General features: G+C 41.4%; 12 protein-coding genes. 5 read left to right on the top strand and 7 right to left on the bottom strand.

Features of this window, described 5'->3' with window-relative positions; all coding sequences use genetic code 11:
- Positions 1–4 precede the first annotated feature (4 nt).
- Entirely contained in the window at positions 5–1,033 is a 1,029-nt protein-coding gene (locus ABJG98_RS08595; RefSeq protein ID WP_348279091.1) for a type IX secretion system membrane protein PorP/SprF, read from the bottom strand.
- Between the two features lie 243 nt (positions 1,034–1,276).
- Between ABJG98_RS08595 and ABJG98_RS08590 the strand changes: the two genes are divergently transcribed.
- From ABJG98_RS08590 to ABJG98_RS08575, 4 genes are read left to right on the top strand one after another with little or no spacing between them, the layout of a single operon-like run.
- Positions 1,277–6,448, top strand: a complete 5,172-nt coding sequence (locus ABJG98_RS08590) for a PKD domain-containing protein (protein WP_348279090.1) — start codon at positions 1,277–1,279, stop codon at positions 6,446–6,448.
- Positions 6,448–7,035 (top strand): hypothetical protein, encoded by a 588-nt coding sequence (locus tag ABJG98_RS08585; protein ID WP_348279089.1) that lies wholly within the window; start codon positions 6,448–6,450, stop codon positions 7,033–7,035. Before ABJG98_RS08590 ends, ABJG98_RS08585 begins: the two co-directional genes overlap by 1 nt.
- Positions 7,036–7,045: 10 nt before the next feature.
- Positions 7,046–7,399 (top strand): carboxypeptidase regulatory-like domain-containing protein, encoded by a 354-nt coding sequence (locus ABJG98_RS08580; RefSeq protein WP_348279088.1) that lies wholly within the window; start codon positions 7,046–7,048, stop codon positions 7,397–7,399.
- Between the two features lie 2 nt (positions 7,400–7,401).
- Entirely contained in the window at positions 7,402–10,179 is a 2,778-nt protein-coding gene (locus ABJG98_RS08575; RefSeq protein ID WP_348279087.1) for a FlgD immunoglobulin-like domain containing protein, read from the top strand.
- On the opposite strand, the gene ABJG98_RS08570 is transcribed toward ABJG98_RS08575, so the two are convergent.
- On the bottom strand, positions 10,176–10,334 hold the full coding sequence (locus tag ABJG98_RS08570) for a hypothetical protein (RefSeq protein ID WP_348279086.1): 159 nt from the start codon (positions 10,332–10,334) through the stop codon (positions 10,176–10,178). The genes ABJG98_RS08575 and ABJG98_RS08570 overlap by 4 nt on opposite strands.
- 87 nt (positions 10,335–10,421) lie before the next feature.
- Here ABJG98_RS08570 and ABJG98_RS08565 point away from each other — a divergent pair, with 87 nt between their 5' ends.
- Positions 10,422–11,375, top strand: a complete 954-nt coding sequence (locus ABJG98_RS08565) for an L-threonylcarbamoyladenylate synthase (protein WP_348279085.1) — start codon at positions 10,422–10,424, stop codon at positions 11,373–11,375.
- Here ABJG98_RS08565 and ABJG98_RS08560 read toward each other — a convergent pair.
- The 5 genes from ABJG98_RS08560 to ABJG98_RS08540 all read right to left on the bottom strand — a co-directional run bounded on the left by ABJG98_RS08560 (position 11,369) and on the right by ABJG98_RS08540 (position 16,273).
- The gene (locus tag ABJG98_RS08560) at positions 11,369–12,529 is read right to left on the bottom strand and encodes a hypothetical protein (protein WP_348279084.1); all 1,161 of its coding nucleotides are present in this window, start codon (positions 12,527–12,529) and stop codon (positions 11,369–11,371) included. The two genes, ABJG98_RS08565 and ABJG98_RS08560, sit on opposite strands and share 7 nt — an antisense overlap.
- Before the next feature lie 40 nt (positions 12,530–12,569).
- Positions 12,570–13,994, bottom strand: a complete 1,425-nt coding sequence (locus ABJG98_RS08555) for a carboxypeptidase (RefSeq protein WP_348279110.1) — start codon at positions 13,992–13,994, stop codon at positions 12,570–12,572.
- 174 nt (positions 13,995–14,168) lie between these two features.
- On the bottom strand, positions 14,169–15,230 hold the full coding sequence (locus ABJG98_RS08550; protein WP_348279083.1) for a hypothetical protein: 1,062 nt from the start codon (positions 15,228–15,230) through the stop codon (positions 14,169–14,171).
- Positions 15,202–15,720: a hypothetical protein gene (locus ABJG98_RS08545; RefSeq protein ID WP_348279082.1), complete on the bottom strand. Its 519-nt coding sequence runs from the start codon at positions 15,718–15,720 to the stop codon at positions 15,202–15,204. Before ABJG98_RS08545 ends, ABJG98_RS08550 begins: the two co-directional genes overlap by 29 nt.
- Positions 15,713–16,273 carry a sigma-70 family RNA polymerase sigma factor gene (locus ABJG98_RS08540; RefSeq protein ID WP_348279081.1) on the bottom strand — a complete coding sequence of 187 codons (561 nt, stop codon included), beginning with the start codon at positions 16,271–16,273 and terminating at the stop codon, positions 15,713–15,715. Before ABJG98_RS08540 ends, ABJG98_RS08545 begins: the two co-directional genes overlap by 8 nt.
- Positions 16,274–16,311 lie beyond the last annotated feature (38 nt).

The raw sequence follows: 16,311 nt of genomic DNA, 5'->3' as shown, positions 1-16,311 counted from the left end.
TATTCTAGAATATAAACGGAATTGGGCACTTCAGCCTACGTACATCTGCTGCAGGCTTCAATGGGTCGCCTAGGCTGAATGAATAGGCAATGCTGATCTCGTGAGCGCCACCGGTACCAATACCCAGGTCGCTAAGTGTGTAATCGTAGCTATATCCAAAAGTGGCTCTATTGGATTGCAGACCTAGCATGAATATGATGGATTCATTATTGACAACACCATCCGTGTTTTTTATCGGAAGTCCACGATACCATAGCCCAACCAATATTGGATCAAGCGTGAAATACGCACCAATATCCAATTGATCAAAATCGCCCTGGGTTCGATAATTAAAGCTTGGCGTAATGCTTCGCTCACCTACAGAAGTATTAGTCGTACTTGGATTAAGCGGAATTCGATATCCGCCATGAATTGAGAATCTACGCGGAAGAGGCGCATTTCCACCAGCAATGCTTTGGTTTGGTTCTAGCACATGATGCATGGCCGCACCAATCCATATTGACGGATTGTAGAGTACTCCTCCAAACGATAAATCAAAGAATCGTGCGTTGAGGCCAGTATTAAAAACTTCGTTCGTTGGATTTCCAGTCACCCCAGTACTGCTTAACTGATCACCAAAGATCAGTTTGTCGAAGTTGAGATCTTGAAAGGTATATGCTGCTTCCACGCCTGGCCGAAACGTCCAATCGTAATTTATCTGAAGTTGGTAAGCGTATTGCAGCCCAATGGTATTGGATTTTAAACCCGCTGATCCAGCTTTATCGGTAGTGAAAATAATGCCAGCACTGCTCTGATAATCCTCAAAATGATAATCAAAATAGGCAGAGAAGGTCTCAAAATTAGCATCCAGATTGGGCCACTGCGTTCGGTAATTCACGCCCATTCGACCTTTCTGATTTATTCCAACCAATCCCGGATTGAGATATAGTGGTGCTGCATAGTACTGCGAAAACTGAGGGTCTTGCGCTTGCAAAGTGTTTTCCTGACTAAGGGCACTAATGATTACAATGAAGAAAAAAGCCTTCCTGACCATGCAAATATTTAATTCGAAATCATTGAGCAAATTATACAATTAATACAAATCAACTTAAGTTTTGTTGACTTACACAAGTAATGTAACGACGAGTATAACGTTGAAATTTTAAGATGCATAAATCTGAATTTAAAATATTGGGCATCGCGATGATAGAGTTGCTACATTGTCGGCGATTAAGTCACGAATTATTCGGGTTAACCGTATTTTTACAAAGTGTTGTGTATGACTAAGGACATTTTTATGAAGCGTACCCCTTATGCCACTGCGTTCAGTAGATGGGTTTTACCTGTCGTCCTTTTTCTTATTGCCAATTCGCTGTGGTCTCAAAACATTACCGAAACGCGCTGGTACTTTGGCAATTCTGCGGAAAACCTTGTTTTTGATCGAAACGGAAGAGATGTGTATCTCCAGACCGATCAAGCAACTCCTTTCGGAACTGCTGGTGCAGTAACCATTACAGATCAGTTTACAGGCAACCTGCTTTTCTATACAGATGGAATAAATATCTACGATGCCTCACATCTGATCCTACCCAATGGCGCGGGCATGTCTGGAGTTTCGAGTATCAATGTGCCAGTTGTAGCCTGTCCAGTCACAAATAATCCCGGACAATATTATTTGTTTACTAATTCAGGTTCCGGAGGAGTAAATGAAATTCAATACACCGTAGTAGACGCAACAATTCAGGGGAACGGTTCAGCTCAGTTTCCATATGGAGATGTTGTCACGGGGATGTTCAATGTTCCCACAGGGCTCACAGATCCTGCACAAGGAATGCTACTTATCCCTTCCGGGAACGGTCAACTGTACTGGTTAATTACCCAGAACAGAAACACATTCGAAATACGTGTGACACAAGTAGATGGAGGAGGAATTGGCGCTACTGTAAATTATGATTTTACTGATGGATCGACTCCTGGATTTGAAGCCGCACACTTTGCATATAATGCAGATTCAGCGCAATTAGTAATGGCTCCTCGCCGCAACAATCGTAATATCTGGCTCATGGATTTTGATGCGGCAACAGGTGCATTGGCCATGGATACAACATTAACAGGTTCTGGTTTCAATGATAACCAGGGTGAGTCCATTTATGATGTAGAATGGTCCAATGACGGCTCTAAATTATATCTCTCCAGATTTGGAAGTTCTGGAGTCACTGGTCAGCTGTATCAAATTGATTTTAATGATAGCACAAGAGCAGTCAACCCAGTTTTACAAGCACCAATCTTTCGCAGTTTTGGATTGAAAAAAGCACCAGACAATCGAATTTATCACTTATATCAAGCAACCAACGGTTCAGCATTTAACCTTGGTAGAATTAACCAAACAGATAGTGTTGCAGATTCAGTTCAATACCAGGCAATTGTATTTCCAGATGATTTCAACACACGTCAATTTCCAGAGTTTACTCCCGGATATAACTTCGCATTTGATACACTTAATTTCTATTGGATAGATAGCTGCGCTACCAATGTGACCAAATTTTTCCCAGTTGTGGAGCCAGTTCCAAATAGTCTTATCTGGGACTTTGGTGACGGCAGTAGTTCCAACGCATGGATACCGAATTATGAATACCCAATGGAGGCTGGATATACGGTAAGTCTCACAGCTGTAGTCAACGGGATAAGACAAACGATAAGTCAGCCTGTAGAGATATTAGTGAATGACCTGATGGTAGATCTTGGAAATGACACAACTATTTGCGTAGATGAAATACTGACCTTAGATGCAGGTACCGGCAGTTCCTTTGTTTGGAGTACAGGAGCTGCTACTCAAACCATCCAGGTAGATACCGCTGGTACGTACTGGGTGGAAGTTACAAATACAGCAGGCTGTACGGATTTTGATGACATAGAAGTAACCGAATATGGTGTAGCAAACCAAACGTCCAATCAGTGGTATTTTGGTGAGCAGGCTGGCATTGAATTTACCAATGGTCCAATTGCTATCCTTGATGGAAACAATCAAGACGCACAAGAAGGGTGTGCAACCATATCAGACATTACAGGAAACCTCCTGTTTTATACCAATGGAGTCACCGTTTGGAATAGGGAGCATGAAGTCATGCTCAATGGTGATACCATCGGTGGTGAAGTACAATCAGCACAAAATTCCCTTATCATGCCTTTTGGTGATGATCAAACTATGTTTTACATCTTCACAACTGAGCGTGTATACGGCGATGATGAGTATGCACTTCGCTATTCAATCGTAGATATGAAGGGTGATACGGCAATGGGGAAAGTGGTGGTGAAGAACATCAAATTGATTGAGAATGGTACTGAGAGAATCACTGGTTCAGGCTTTACCGGTAATGATGTAATTGTAACTCACGAGTTTGGAAATAATACGTTCAGAGCTTTTGGTACAAGTGCAGCCGGATTGGGTTCTCCGATTTTCTCACCTAGTGGAGAAATACACGACTTTATGCAAGAGTTAAGTGCCACAGGGTACATGAAAATATCGCCCACGCTAAATCAAATTGCTGTAAATATTCCAGGTACCAATCAGGTAGAAATCTTTGATTTCAATCAAGGAGAAGTGTCCAATCCGAGGCTGATAGATACAGGTGAAAACAACCTGTATGGAATGGAATTTTCTCCAGGAGGATTACGACTTTATCTAACCACAAATTCCGGTGCTTCAAAGCTCATTCAGTATGATTTGGACAGCTTGAATTCAGCCAATCCTGACACCGACATTGCAGCTACAAAGTTTGATGGCTACCCACAAGGTGCCAATTATGGAGCACTTCAGCTAGGTCCCGATGGAACAATCTACATGGCTGTTGATAATTCAGGAACCATAGGAACTTTAAACTCCCCCGACGGGGATGATGCTGGAGCAGGCTTCAATGCAAGCGGCTTCGATCTTTCAGGAAGAACAAGCCGGTTGGGTCTTCCAAACTTTGCTCAGAATCAAACACCTCCGATACAAGTACCAAGTATGAATATCACACTTGGATGTGCCGGACAGCCAACTACTTTTTCAGCTGTAGGTAGAGACCCAAACAATCAAATTGAAAATTACTTATGGATATTCGGCGATGGGACTTCTGCAGCAATTCAAGATACCATACACACCTATTCAAACCCAGGAACCTACAATGTGCAGTTGGTATTAAGCAATCGATGTGATGTGGATACTACCTTAACGCAGACTATCACCATTAATAATATACCTCAAAGCCCGACAGTACCTACAGATACTGCTCTGTGCGATCAGCCAATAATCTTAACAGCATGGCCGGTAGATAATCCTGATTTTAATTACTACTGGAGTACTGGAGAAACAACCCGAGAAATTACAGTTAGCAACCCGGCAATAATTGATGTGGCAATAATTAATATAGTCACTGGCTGTACTTCAGATACTTTGCAGGTCTTCTTAGCAGATGCGCGTCCAGACATTGATTTAGGGCCTGATAGAACCATATGTCAAAATGATCCCGGCGGCACGCTGGACGCTCAAGTTGTTAGGGCAACCTATGCCTGGTCCATTGATGGTGTCGTGCTTGGAAGCAATAGAACATTTGATATAGACACAACAACAGCTGGAGTATTTGAATATACTGTTGAGGTCACGAATAGCTTTGGGTGCATTGGTAGAGATACAGTGCAGATCACCATACAGGAAGAACCAGATGTCACTGTCACATCAAACACAACCACGGGTTGTGGGAATGATGATGGATCCATCGATATAACATTTAATGCTGTGGGTAGCTATTCCTATCAAATATCAGGGCCAGGTACAGCCGGTCCGTTCAATTTTGACGGACCCGGAACCGCATCAATCCCAACAGGAGCTCCTCCCGGAAATTTACCTCCCGGAAATTATCGTTTGACTGTGACAAATCTGGTTTCGGGATGTAATTATACTGAAGTCGTTCAGGTAGAAGATCCTGGAAGTTTTAATATGACTGCAATTAGCACTGGAGGAAATTGTGACGGGACAGTTGAATTGACAATTTCAGGAACAACACCGACGCTTCCAGCTAGCTATGATTACGAAGTTCAAAATCAAAATGGAGTCATTGTGGCTAGTGGCCTGAATGAGACTGTAGATCCGCTTATAATATCGGGGCTGAATCCAGGAACATTCTCTGTTCAGGTGACAGATAATAATCCACCTGGATGTGTTGAAACAGAGCAGGTTACAGTCATAGCAGGAAATGAACCAAACTTCACCTTCGATGCAATTCAGGAAATATGTGGGACTTCTGGCGCTGTGATAATTACTGATGGTGGAACACCAGGCACCACTTATGCATGGACCACAGTAGATGGTAATATAGTAAGTGCTCCAGCGACCGGAGTGTCAGTGAATGTAGATCAGACCGGGACTTATACCGTGACAGCATCAGCACCAGGTTTCTGTGATCGCGTTGAAGACATTCAAGTTAATTTCAACACGAATCCTACAGTTAATGTAGTGGTGAACGGAGATCCATGTGAAGGGCAAGTTACATTGGTGGCTAATGTGACAGGAGGAAGCGGATCTTACATTTACAACTGGAACGATGGAGGAGGAGCTATGCAACGTACAGTCACCACGACGGGCACATATAATGTAACAGTATCGGATCAATTTACAGGTTGTACTGTCACATCAGGAGATACAAATGTGGATATTCAACCTGAGTTCACAGTCACAATGACGCTAGAGCCAGATTGTGATAATGGAAGCGTCATGGCTATTGCAACAACCAATTATTTCAATCCGTCAGTCACTTATCAATGGACGGATGCCAACGGAACCGTGTTGCCTGTTGTTGATTCAATTCTTACTGTTATCCAATCGGGTAGATACACAGTAGTCGCGACCAATGAGTCTGGGGTTTGTACCGCCACCGACGCATTGGACATCGCTGTGGTTCCAATTAATCCTGAAGATCTTCTTCTGCCAGAAAGAGCAGGTTTTTGTCCAGGTGATCTAGCCAACCCAACTGTTGATCTCGATCCGGGTATATTTAATACCTATGAATGGAGGTTGCTGCCAGATGCGACTATTATTTCAACAAATCAGGTTTTGAATGTTGGCGTTGCCGGAACATATGAAGTGACACTTTACAACGGCTTTACTTGCACCACAGATCGCGTGGAGGTGGTTCAAGACTGCAGACCTACGATCGTGGCGCCAAATGCATTTTCTCCAAATGGAAATGGGATCAATGATCAGTTCTTTGTTTACCCAAATGATTACGTTGAGGAATTTGAAATCTTGATTTATACCCGATGGGGTGAACTTGTGTTCACTGCAAACAATCAAGATTTTCAATGGGATGGTATTTACAGAGGAGCTTTACTTCCACCAGGCACCTATGCATACATCATGAAGTTTTCGAGTTCTTTAGCACCTGATTTAGGAACTATCGAACAATATGGTTCCGTTACGCTAATAAGATAATGAGCTATTTTGACTACATATACCATCGACTTTTTGGAAAGTCAGGAGCATCACCAACAAAGGTGTTGGTGAATGAGATCATACAAAGAAGTCAATCTTTCTTAGATCGGTTTCAGGCCTGGAAAAGTTCTGATACTTGTGCCGATTTTCTAAATGACCTTTGGCAATCGTATTTCTGGCAAAGAAAAGGTGTAGATAAAGACCCTCATATATTATTGTTGGAGACAACTTACAGTAATGGCTTTGCCATTAGCTATGAAGCAAAGTATGGAAAGAATAACTTCCGATACCTATTCGATTATCTTGCAGATCAGGCTAAGTTATTGGATTATCGTCTAGTCATTAGTAGACATACAATGCAGGAGAGAGGAGATGTAGTTGAACTAAAAGAAATGCATTACCTAAAGCCAAAACGTGGATGTGTTGAACCTATTGATCAAAAGTACGGAAACGTTCAAATTGAATACATCGAAGAGAATGACAAACCAACTCGAATCAAACTGATAGCAAATTCATATCCAGACAGAAAATATAAACAGGCAGATGACTTTGAAAACCTGGCGGAATACATCTTTTCAATTAAGTAATAATTACACTATGAGAATAATTACCCTTTTTGCAATAATCCTTATGGGATCAGCTTCTATCAACACAGCAGAAGCACAACTATTACCGACAAAATTAAGAGTCACAGTCATTGATGGTCTTGGCAATTATGTTGAGGACGCTACGGTTTCTATTTATGAAACTGAAAAAGATTACTTAGCAAGCGAGAATGCAATCGCCACAATGACTACTGACAAAAAAGGAAGAGTTACTTTCAAAGAGATTAAGCCAATGGCTTACTTTGTCGAAGCTAAATTTGAAGATAAGAATAACGACGCAGCAGGTGTGAAAACCAGTGAGTTGGAGGAGGGGAAACTTAATAAGGTGAACACTGTCATAGATTAGGATTGAAAAAGGTATTAACTGCACTAAGTATAGCCTTTCTGGTAGGAGATTCACTTCGAGAGTACAATCCTGAATATACCATTCTAATAGTCGATGCTGCTTCCGAAATAAGCAGTCAAGAGGATCTAATGGGAAGAAATGAGTATTTGCAGATGCTCACTGCAGATCCTTCTACAGGTTTGATTCCTGCAAATATCCGTAAAGCTGAACTCCTCTTCGATCAGCGACTATTATCTCAAATGGATCTGGCGAGAGCGCAAGCTTTGACGGTTGAGTCTGCAGGACCAATCAACGTTGGAGGACGAACACGTGCAGTAGCATTTGACGTTCGTGATGAGAATATAATCCTGGCTGGAGGTGTGTCGGGTGGAATTTGGAAAAGCCTGGATGGCGGTATCACCTGGGTGAGAAAATCAAATCCTGAAAATCGAAACAGTGTTACGTGCATTGTACAAGATATACGACCAGGAAGAGAAGATATCTGGTATCATGGTACCGGCGAAATCGTAGGCAATAGTTCTCGAGGAGGAGCTGCCCCGTTTCGTGGAAATGGTATCTATAAATCTACTGATAATGGAGAGACATGGAATGCAATCGCTTCCACACAAGATTCAGACCCTCATATATTCAATAGCCAGTTTCAATACATCTGGAATATCGAAATCAACCCGGCAAATCTTGTGGAGGACGAGGTGATTGTAGCAGCTTATGGAGGTATCCTTCGTTCGTTGAATGGTGGGGATACATGGCAGGTAGAAGTTGGGCAAGAGCTGTTTGGGTTGGATGATTCTGTGGACCTAAATGAAACTAATGCATCTTTTTACACCTCACTGGAGCGCTCTGCTGACAATGTGTTTTATGCAGCTCTATCCACGGAATCAGGTTCTAATGAAGATTCACCAGAAGCAGGTATCTACTATTCGCTTGATGGAGATAACTGGACAGAGATTACACCTTTAACAGAAGAATCACAGTATAGGAGAACTGTGATTGGGTCAAGCCCCTCCAATCCGGATGTAACTTATTTTATGATCGACTCCAATCCGGTTTTCATTGTAGAGCATAGGTTATCACTAATCAATAGCACAGTCAGAGTGAATGGATTCGATCCTGAACCCCGGGTGGTTCCAGATTTTGGTACTGAGCTCGGAAATTTAAATACACAAGGATCATATAATATGATGATCCGTGTTCATCCGGAAAACGAAAACATCGTTTTTATTGGAGGCACCAACCTGTTTAGATCTACCGATGCCTACAAGACCTCTGAAAGTATTGAATGGATAGGCGGATACAACCCTGAAGGGGGTAGTAGTATTTATCCAAATCATCACCCAGACCAGCATGACTTGCTGTTTTTACCAAGCAATGCCAATGTTGCACTTTCTGCCAGTGACGGAGGATTGATAAGAACAAATAGCATAGTTGCAGACTCAGTAATGTGGGAAAGCAGCAATGACGGATTTGTCACTTCTCAATTTTTCACAATCGCACAATCGAAGACAACTGGTGACGAAACACTCATTGGTGGTATGCAAGACAACGGAACAGATTTCTCACTCAATGGCAACACAAGTTGGAGTGGATTGATAGGGGGCGACGGTGGATATGCCGCAACTACTAAAAGCAATTCTTTGTGGTTTGCTTCTTTTCAAAGAGGACAAACCTTGAGACTGACATTGAATGAAGATTCTAATCTTACCTCATTTGGCAGAGTGGATCCGGGAGGTCTCGTTCAGGCGGCGGGTTCACTTTACCTGTTTATAAATCCTTTTGCTTTAGATCCGATCAACCAGAATCGCATGTTCTGTGCAGGAGGGAATTATCTTTATTTCCATTCCAACGTTTCTCAAATCCCAAGTGGTTCTCAAACCCCAACAGCAATAGGCTGGAAGCGTGTTAATTCAGATCCGTTGGTAGATGGATTGGTTAGTGCTGTTGAGGTGTCATTTGATGGAGAAAAGGTGTATTATGGAACTACAGATGGTCAAGTATTTCGACTTGATAACGCGCGTGACCAGACCGATTTTTTGGTTAATGAGATTACATCTGCCGGATTTCCAGAAGGGGCATATGTTTCCAGCATAGCAGTGAATCCAGATAATAATCAACATCTATTGGTAGTTTTCTCTAACTACAGCGTTTCATCAGTTTTTGAAAGCATAAATGGTGGAATGACGTTCACTGATATCAGCGGAAACTTAGAGGAAAATCCTGATGGAACAGGAAACGGTCCAAGTGTGCGCTGGACTGAAATAATTCCTAAGAACACCGGAGCATTGAGACTTGTAGGTACAAGTGTTGGTTTATTTTCAACTGAAACGACTTCTGCGACCACAACATGGTTAAAGGAGTCTCCAACTGTCATTGGAAGTGCTATTATCACCATGATGGACTATCGCCCAAGCGATGGAAGGCTGGCTGTTGCTACTCATGGAAATGGAGTTTATACAACGAACATTGCAGATTTTAAAGCATTAACGGTGAATGAAGAAGAAGAAAAGCCATTTGAAATTGTGGCGGCATACCCCAATCCTTTTCTTGAAAATGCGCAAATACAGTATTCCATTCCCGAGGATGGAAATGTTCGGATAGATATCCTTTCACCAAGTGGTGGCCTTATAAATACCATCCTGTGGGGTCCACAATATGCAGGTACCAACTCAGTAACCTGGGATGGAAACAATGCTTCAGGTACCTCTCTAGCTAATGGCGTGTACTTTTATCGCGTCCAATATAATGGTCAGAGCCAATCAGGCAGATTGGTCCTTCGTCGCTAGGCGCGGATACTCAGCACCAAAAGGAAATAAGCTATAACCATTACCCAAAAGTGGTAATTCACAATATTTGGAATGATACCCAGATCCATCAGGATGACAAGAATGGCAAGAACTATTGATGCAATTCGTAGGGTATTTCGTGTGCTTTTAGTCATTGGAATAGGTTTTAGACTAAAATAAGTATTTCGCTGCCACATGACAAATTCAAAAGGTTCATCATCTTTGCCACATAAATAAAATCAGTGGCCGAAATAGGAACCGATATAGACAAAGCGAAAGCACTTCTGATCAGTGGTGATGTGGTAGCTATGCCAACTGAAACGGTATATGGGCTAGCTGGTAATGCGCTGGATGAAGAGGCGATACTTAAAATCTATTCAGTAAAAAACAGGCCAAAGTTTGATCCACTTATTGCTCACGTTGATACATTAGATAAAATAGAAAGCCTGGTAAATGAAATTCCTGAGAAAGCCCTTTCACTAGCAGAAAACTTCTGGCCGGGTCCGTTGACAATCTTACTTAAGAAGAAACCATGTGTACCAGACCTCTTGACTTCAGGGCTGGATCGGATGGCGGTGAGAATTCCTAAGCATCCACTTACACTCGAACTACTTTCTCAGCTAGACTTCCCGCTTGCAGCACCAAGTGCCAATCCATTTGGCTATGTTTCGCCTACCACTGCAACACATGTTGAAAATCAACTTGGAGAAAAAATCCCTTATATTCTTGATGGCGGTATCTGTAGTGTGGGTTTGGAATCCACTATTGTTGGATTTGAAGAGGATAAGATTGTTGTATACCGACTCGGGGGAACTAAGGTGGAAGCCATTCAGTCGATTGTTGGAAAGGTAGAAATCAAAGTGAATATGAGTTCAAATCCTGCGGCTCCAGGAATGTTAAAATCACACTATTCACCTGGACGACAAATGATCGTTGGCGACATTGGGAAAAACTTGGCTGAATTGGATCCCGAAAGCACAGGAGTTGTTTCGTATAACAAAGCTTTCAACGTGCCCGAGCGGAATCTGGCAATTCTTTCTTCAAACGAGGATATGGATGAAGCTGCGCGAAATATTTTCTCCGCATTGAGAAAAATGGACCAACCACATATCAAAGTAGTATTGTCAGAATACCTTCCAAATGAAGGTTTGGGTAGGGCTGTAAATGACCGATTGAGACGTGCAGCTGTTCAGTAATCTCCTTTATAGATTTTCTCAAAAGAAGTTAATTCTCCGGAGCTATTAATAAATAGTGTATAGTCGAATCCCTTACTGGATTTTAATGCAGTATCATCCAGGCTATGTTTAATAAATGTCGCTGGATTAACTTTTAAATGCCCAGGATAGTTGAAATTAAATTTCCTTAGATCACTCGAAATAATCAATTTATTGAATAGCGCTGATACTTTAATGATCATTACTTGATTTTGAACGGGTGAAAAATCTAGTTTATCAAGTTTGTAAATAGAACTGCCTTTTGTCGCATGTCTCATGCCAATTACGCATAAAATACCTGTATCTGGAAATTCCTCTACGAGCGAAGTGAACTTCTGATAGATCAATCGATCCCTAAATTTATAATTGTTATTCGGGTTGGTATAATCGAATGTCAGACCATCATCCATTTCTAAAATCAAGGTGGCAAACTGCACAAAGTCATCCCCGAAAAAGTTGGTATATTCTTCACTTTTTCGTTCTATCTCGTCAATGGTCTTCAGCACCAGACTTTCAATTACCTCACGATCATAATAATACATAACAGAAAGTCCCTGATACGATTCACGATGCTCTCTTGTATTTTCAAATAACTGCTTGAAAATACCTAGCGTATTTTCAAGGGCTATTGGTATTTCTTTATTACCTATCAATTGATTGATGACGAAAATGGCGGATTCCATCTTGTATTCAATATCAATACTTTTTACAAACACGCGCTGATCCTCTGGCAGCTTTTGATTAAAGGCTCTCAAGTCTTCGAAAAAATTCCAGTTTTCCTTCCCCCAAAACATTGTGTTTCGAGCGATTTGTCGAAGCATGACAGTATCGCCAGACTCCAGATATTTGTTGACCATGTAAGCGGCACTGGCACCTTGCTCAATGGCCAATATCCGGACATTGCCCTTTTTATGCAAGTAGCTCAAGACTTTCATGGTTGCTCTCGGTACACTGCGGATATTATGCCAGTGTTCAGCCAAAACAAATACCTGATTGCTGTCAATCTCGATCAGATCAAATCCTGAAAAATTATTATCATCCTCTATGCTAACCGATTGAATATCTGATGGAATCTGGCCATATGACCAAGTCCATAAAAGAAATATGGAAGCAAGCAGAGGTATTCGTTTATTCATTTATCCGACCAACGTATTACATCAATTCAAATTGCCCAGATCAGTATTTCGCAGGTTTATTACCTGGAAGTGTTTTTTGAATGAACTCTCGAAGGTGGTCATTACTACTAATCAAATCTTCGTTCCGAAGGTACATCATATGTCCACTTCGGTAACCTTTGAAGGAGAGTCGGTCTTTCATTTTCCCACTTGGATCGATTTGCCACATGGTATATTTCGCGTCAAAATACTTGGTGGCACCATCATAATAGCCACTTTGTATCAGGGTGTGTAAATACGGATTTTGAGCCATTGCTTGGCGTAAATTCTCACCGGTATTGTTGCCATCTCTATTCCATGGATGCACAGGTCCAAACATGTTGTACTTAATATCCGTCTCGTAGTTAAGCACATTTTTGTAATAGTAGTTGATCGCAGGAGCGAAAGCGTGAAGCCAGCTAGTAAGCTCCGAGTTAAAGTCTGGGCGATCACCGCCATCGGTTCGGTCTATGCCTTTGTATCGTGAGTCCAATCTCCCAACAGTAAAGCCTTCCTCACGTAGGAGTTCTTTCCAGAAAAATGAAGTGGGAACATCCAGGTTGTATTGAAGGATCACTTGCGCTGAAATTCCCGAATACCTAGACATCATTCTAGCTGCGTCGTTCTTTTCTTCACTACTCACAAATCCACCCTTTGCTAAAGTCGGCATCAGTTCTTGTACTGAATATGTTTCTACTTCGTCCAGCACTTCAAGCAAATCTTTGCTTTGAAGGTCAGCTGGGAGCTTTTTGTGATACCATGCTGCTGCTGCAAAATAGGGTACTCGAAGTGCTGCTCCGAGCGGCCCTTCTCTTCTTCCTTGTCCACTATGGATGCCAAGCTCAGTAGGCGAAACTAGAATTACTCCATTTAGGTACATCCACTGTCGATTTTGTAGTTCAAGCGCCAAACCTGAAACACGCGTAGTACCGTAACTTTCTCCAATTAGATATTTCGGTGATTCCCACCGGTTCATACGTGTTACGAACGTATTGATCCACTCAGCGAGGTAGGAGATATCTTCATTTACTCCGAAGAAAAAATCTCTGCTTGTATTTTCTTTGTCCAGAATGCGTGAATAGCCTGTATTTACTGGATTTACAAATACAATATCTGCTACATCAAGTATGGAATTGGGATTGTCTTTTACACCATAAGGTTGCACAGGAAAACCCTCATTGTCCACCTTTAGGATTTTAGGACCTGTATATGCAAGATGCATCCATACGGAAGCTGAACCTGGACCTCCATTGAATGAAATAACCAATGGACGTGCTGCACGATTTTTAATATCACTTCGCTGATAATAAGTGAAATGAACCGCTGCAATAGCTTTTCCGTCTTCGTCCCAAACGGGTTGTGTACCAGTGGTGGCAGAATAAGGAACAGACTTTCCTTTGATAGTTACTTGATGTGTAGTTGTTGTCGTTTCATTAGCTGCGATCATTCGATCCTGACTGTGCAATGAAAGATAAATGCAAAGCGTAAAAATGGTGAGTACTGTTCTCATGGGTTTAGATTTGAATTAGATAAGAAAAGTACCAAGAAATGCCTTCAGTAGAAAAGAAAAAAGACATGCTCGGCAAATGAGCATGTCTTTCGGTTAGTTGAATCTGAGAATTTAATCCATTTTCAGCCGTAAATTTCCATAACTGGAATCAATTCGAATCATTTTATTCGGGTCACCTTTACCTATTTTCCCTTTATAAGTGCTTTTGTTGGATTCTTTCACTCGATAGTTGAAAGTAGCATTTACATCGGACGAATATTTCAAGTCAGCAAAAGAGAACTCTGCATTGATGTCAGCATTCAAACCTTCTTCAAGTCCAATCTCATAAGAACCAAACTTGCCATCAATGTCTACGAGTGTGAAAGTTTTTGCAAGCTTTTCTATTCTGAAGTTACCCAGGTAACTACAGTCCAGTTCTATACTACCTGTCAGTTCTTCTATATCAAAGCCGGAGAAATGCGCATCTGCATCTATTTTGCCTGCTTTTTCTATTTCTAATTTTCCATACTTGCTTTCGACTTCCAGGTCTGCAACCTCGCCAATTTCAATTTCTGAAAACCCTTGTGTGAGGTCTAACTTACCGGCACCATCGATTTCAAAATTGCTATACTTAACAGTTGCTTCACCATCTTTAATCACACCAATGCTTCCGCCTCCGAAAGACAACTTGATTCTGGAGTCTCCGGAAACATCGCCCACACGCATAGATCCATAAGATACATTGATGTCAAGGTCGTTTTTACGATCTCCCATAGTCACATCACCAAAGCTGTTCTTTACTTCCAGAGGATTAGACTCAGGCATGTAGATGGTGTAGTTTATCTCAAAGCCTTCCTCATTTTTATTCTTGGTGTTCGCGATTTCAGTTTCGAAAACTATTTCTGCTGAGCTTTCTGTAATGTCAATTTCAATAGCATTAAGAATGTTTTGAGCGCGTTCTTCATTTCGTCCTTTACCTATAATCTCCACTTTGATGTCAAACTCGCTTTTTTCCCAAGAGTTGATTTCAACCTTTCCAAACTTATTTTCAATTTTCAGCTTGGTTGTAGTACTTACTTTAAAATTTCGTTCAACGTACTTTTTCTTTTGTTCCTGCTTACCAGCGAATACCGAAACCGCAAGAAGAAGGCAAAGCGTTGCTATTCTATATTTCAATGGATATGTCGTTTTCATTGTTTTGGTTTTTGATGTTTTGTAAAATGTCCAGTTGTTTGTTTAGGATGTCCAGTCTCAGCTGCAGGTTGCTGATCATGGCGTCCATCACACGGTCATTGGAAGCGTTCGTTTGGTAGGTTTTCTTTAATTCTAAATACATGGAATCCAGTTGGTCGATGTCTACCAAAAATTGTTCCTGTTGCTCAGGAGTAAGCTGTTCTTGAATTGCGCGCTTTCGCTGTGCAATCAAAGACACATAGTAATCTTCTGCTTGAGTGAACTCATCACTCAGCATAGGTCCTTCCTCGGATTCAGACTGACTTCTGTCAATCATCAGATAAATAGTAGAGACCATAAATAGCATCGCAGCAACTTTCCAAATTGTAGGCCAAATCGTATGCTTTTTACTCAACTTCTGATCAATACCTTCCCAGGCTTTATCACTAGGGCTTGCATCATTAAATGCTTCCCGGTTTTCCACGATAAATCTTTCTAGTTGATCACCCATAATTCACCTCCTGTGTTACAATCATTTTTAACTTGTCTTTTGCTCGCTTGTACTGAGACTTGGAAGTTGATTCCGTAATGCCTAGTATCTCACTAATTTCTTTATGGTCATATCCCTCAAATAGATAGAGTGATAGTACCGTTCTGAACCCTGATGGCAATTCACTTATTGCACTTTTGACTTGCTCAACAGTGTATGTATAGTTGGGCTCTGTCTTTTCAGGTTCAAATTCGTTGGCTTCTTCTTTAATGTCTTGAGCCAACATCAAATCTTTTTTTATCCGCTGTACCTGATTCAGCGCTTTGTTTATCACGATTCTTTTCAACCATGCTCCAAATGAAGCGTCTTCCCTGTAGCTCTTCAGATTCTGAAAAGCACTTACAAATGCATCCTGCAATACATCTTCTGCATCATTTTCATCACCAATAATTCTTAGCGCAGTATTGAACATCGCTTTGTTATACAGCTTATATATCTCAAACTGTGCTGAGCGATCCTCATTTCTACACCTTACAATTAGGTCAGCGTGGATATTTACCGTGTTTGCTTCCAATTTTTAGGTTAGTTCGATGTAAAGACTGTGAAAGGGAA

The organism is Ekhidna sp., from assembly GCF_039960695.1.
In the GTDB taxonomy this organism is placed as follows: Bacteria; Bacteroidota; Bacteroidia; order Cytophagales; family Cyclobacteriaceae; genus Ekhidna.
The sequence above is the reverse complement of the archived record's forward strand: the minus strand, read 5'-3'. Positions and strand labels throughout refer to the sequence as shown.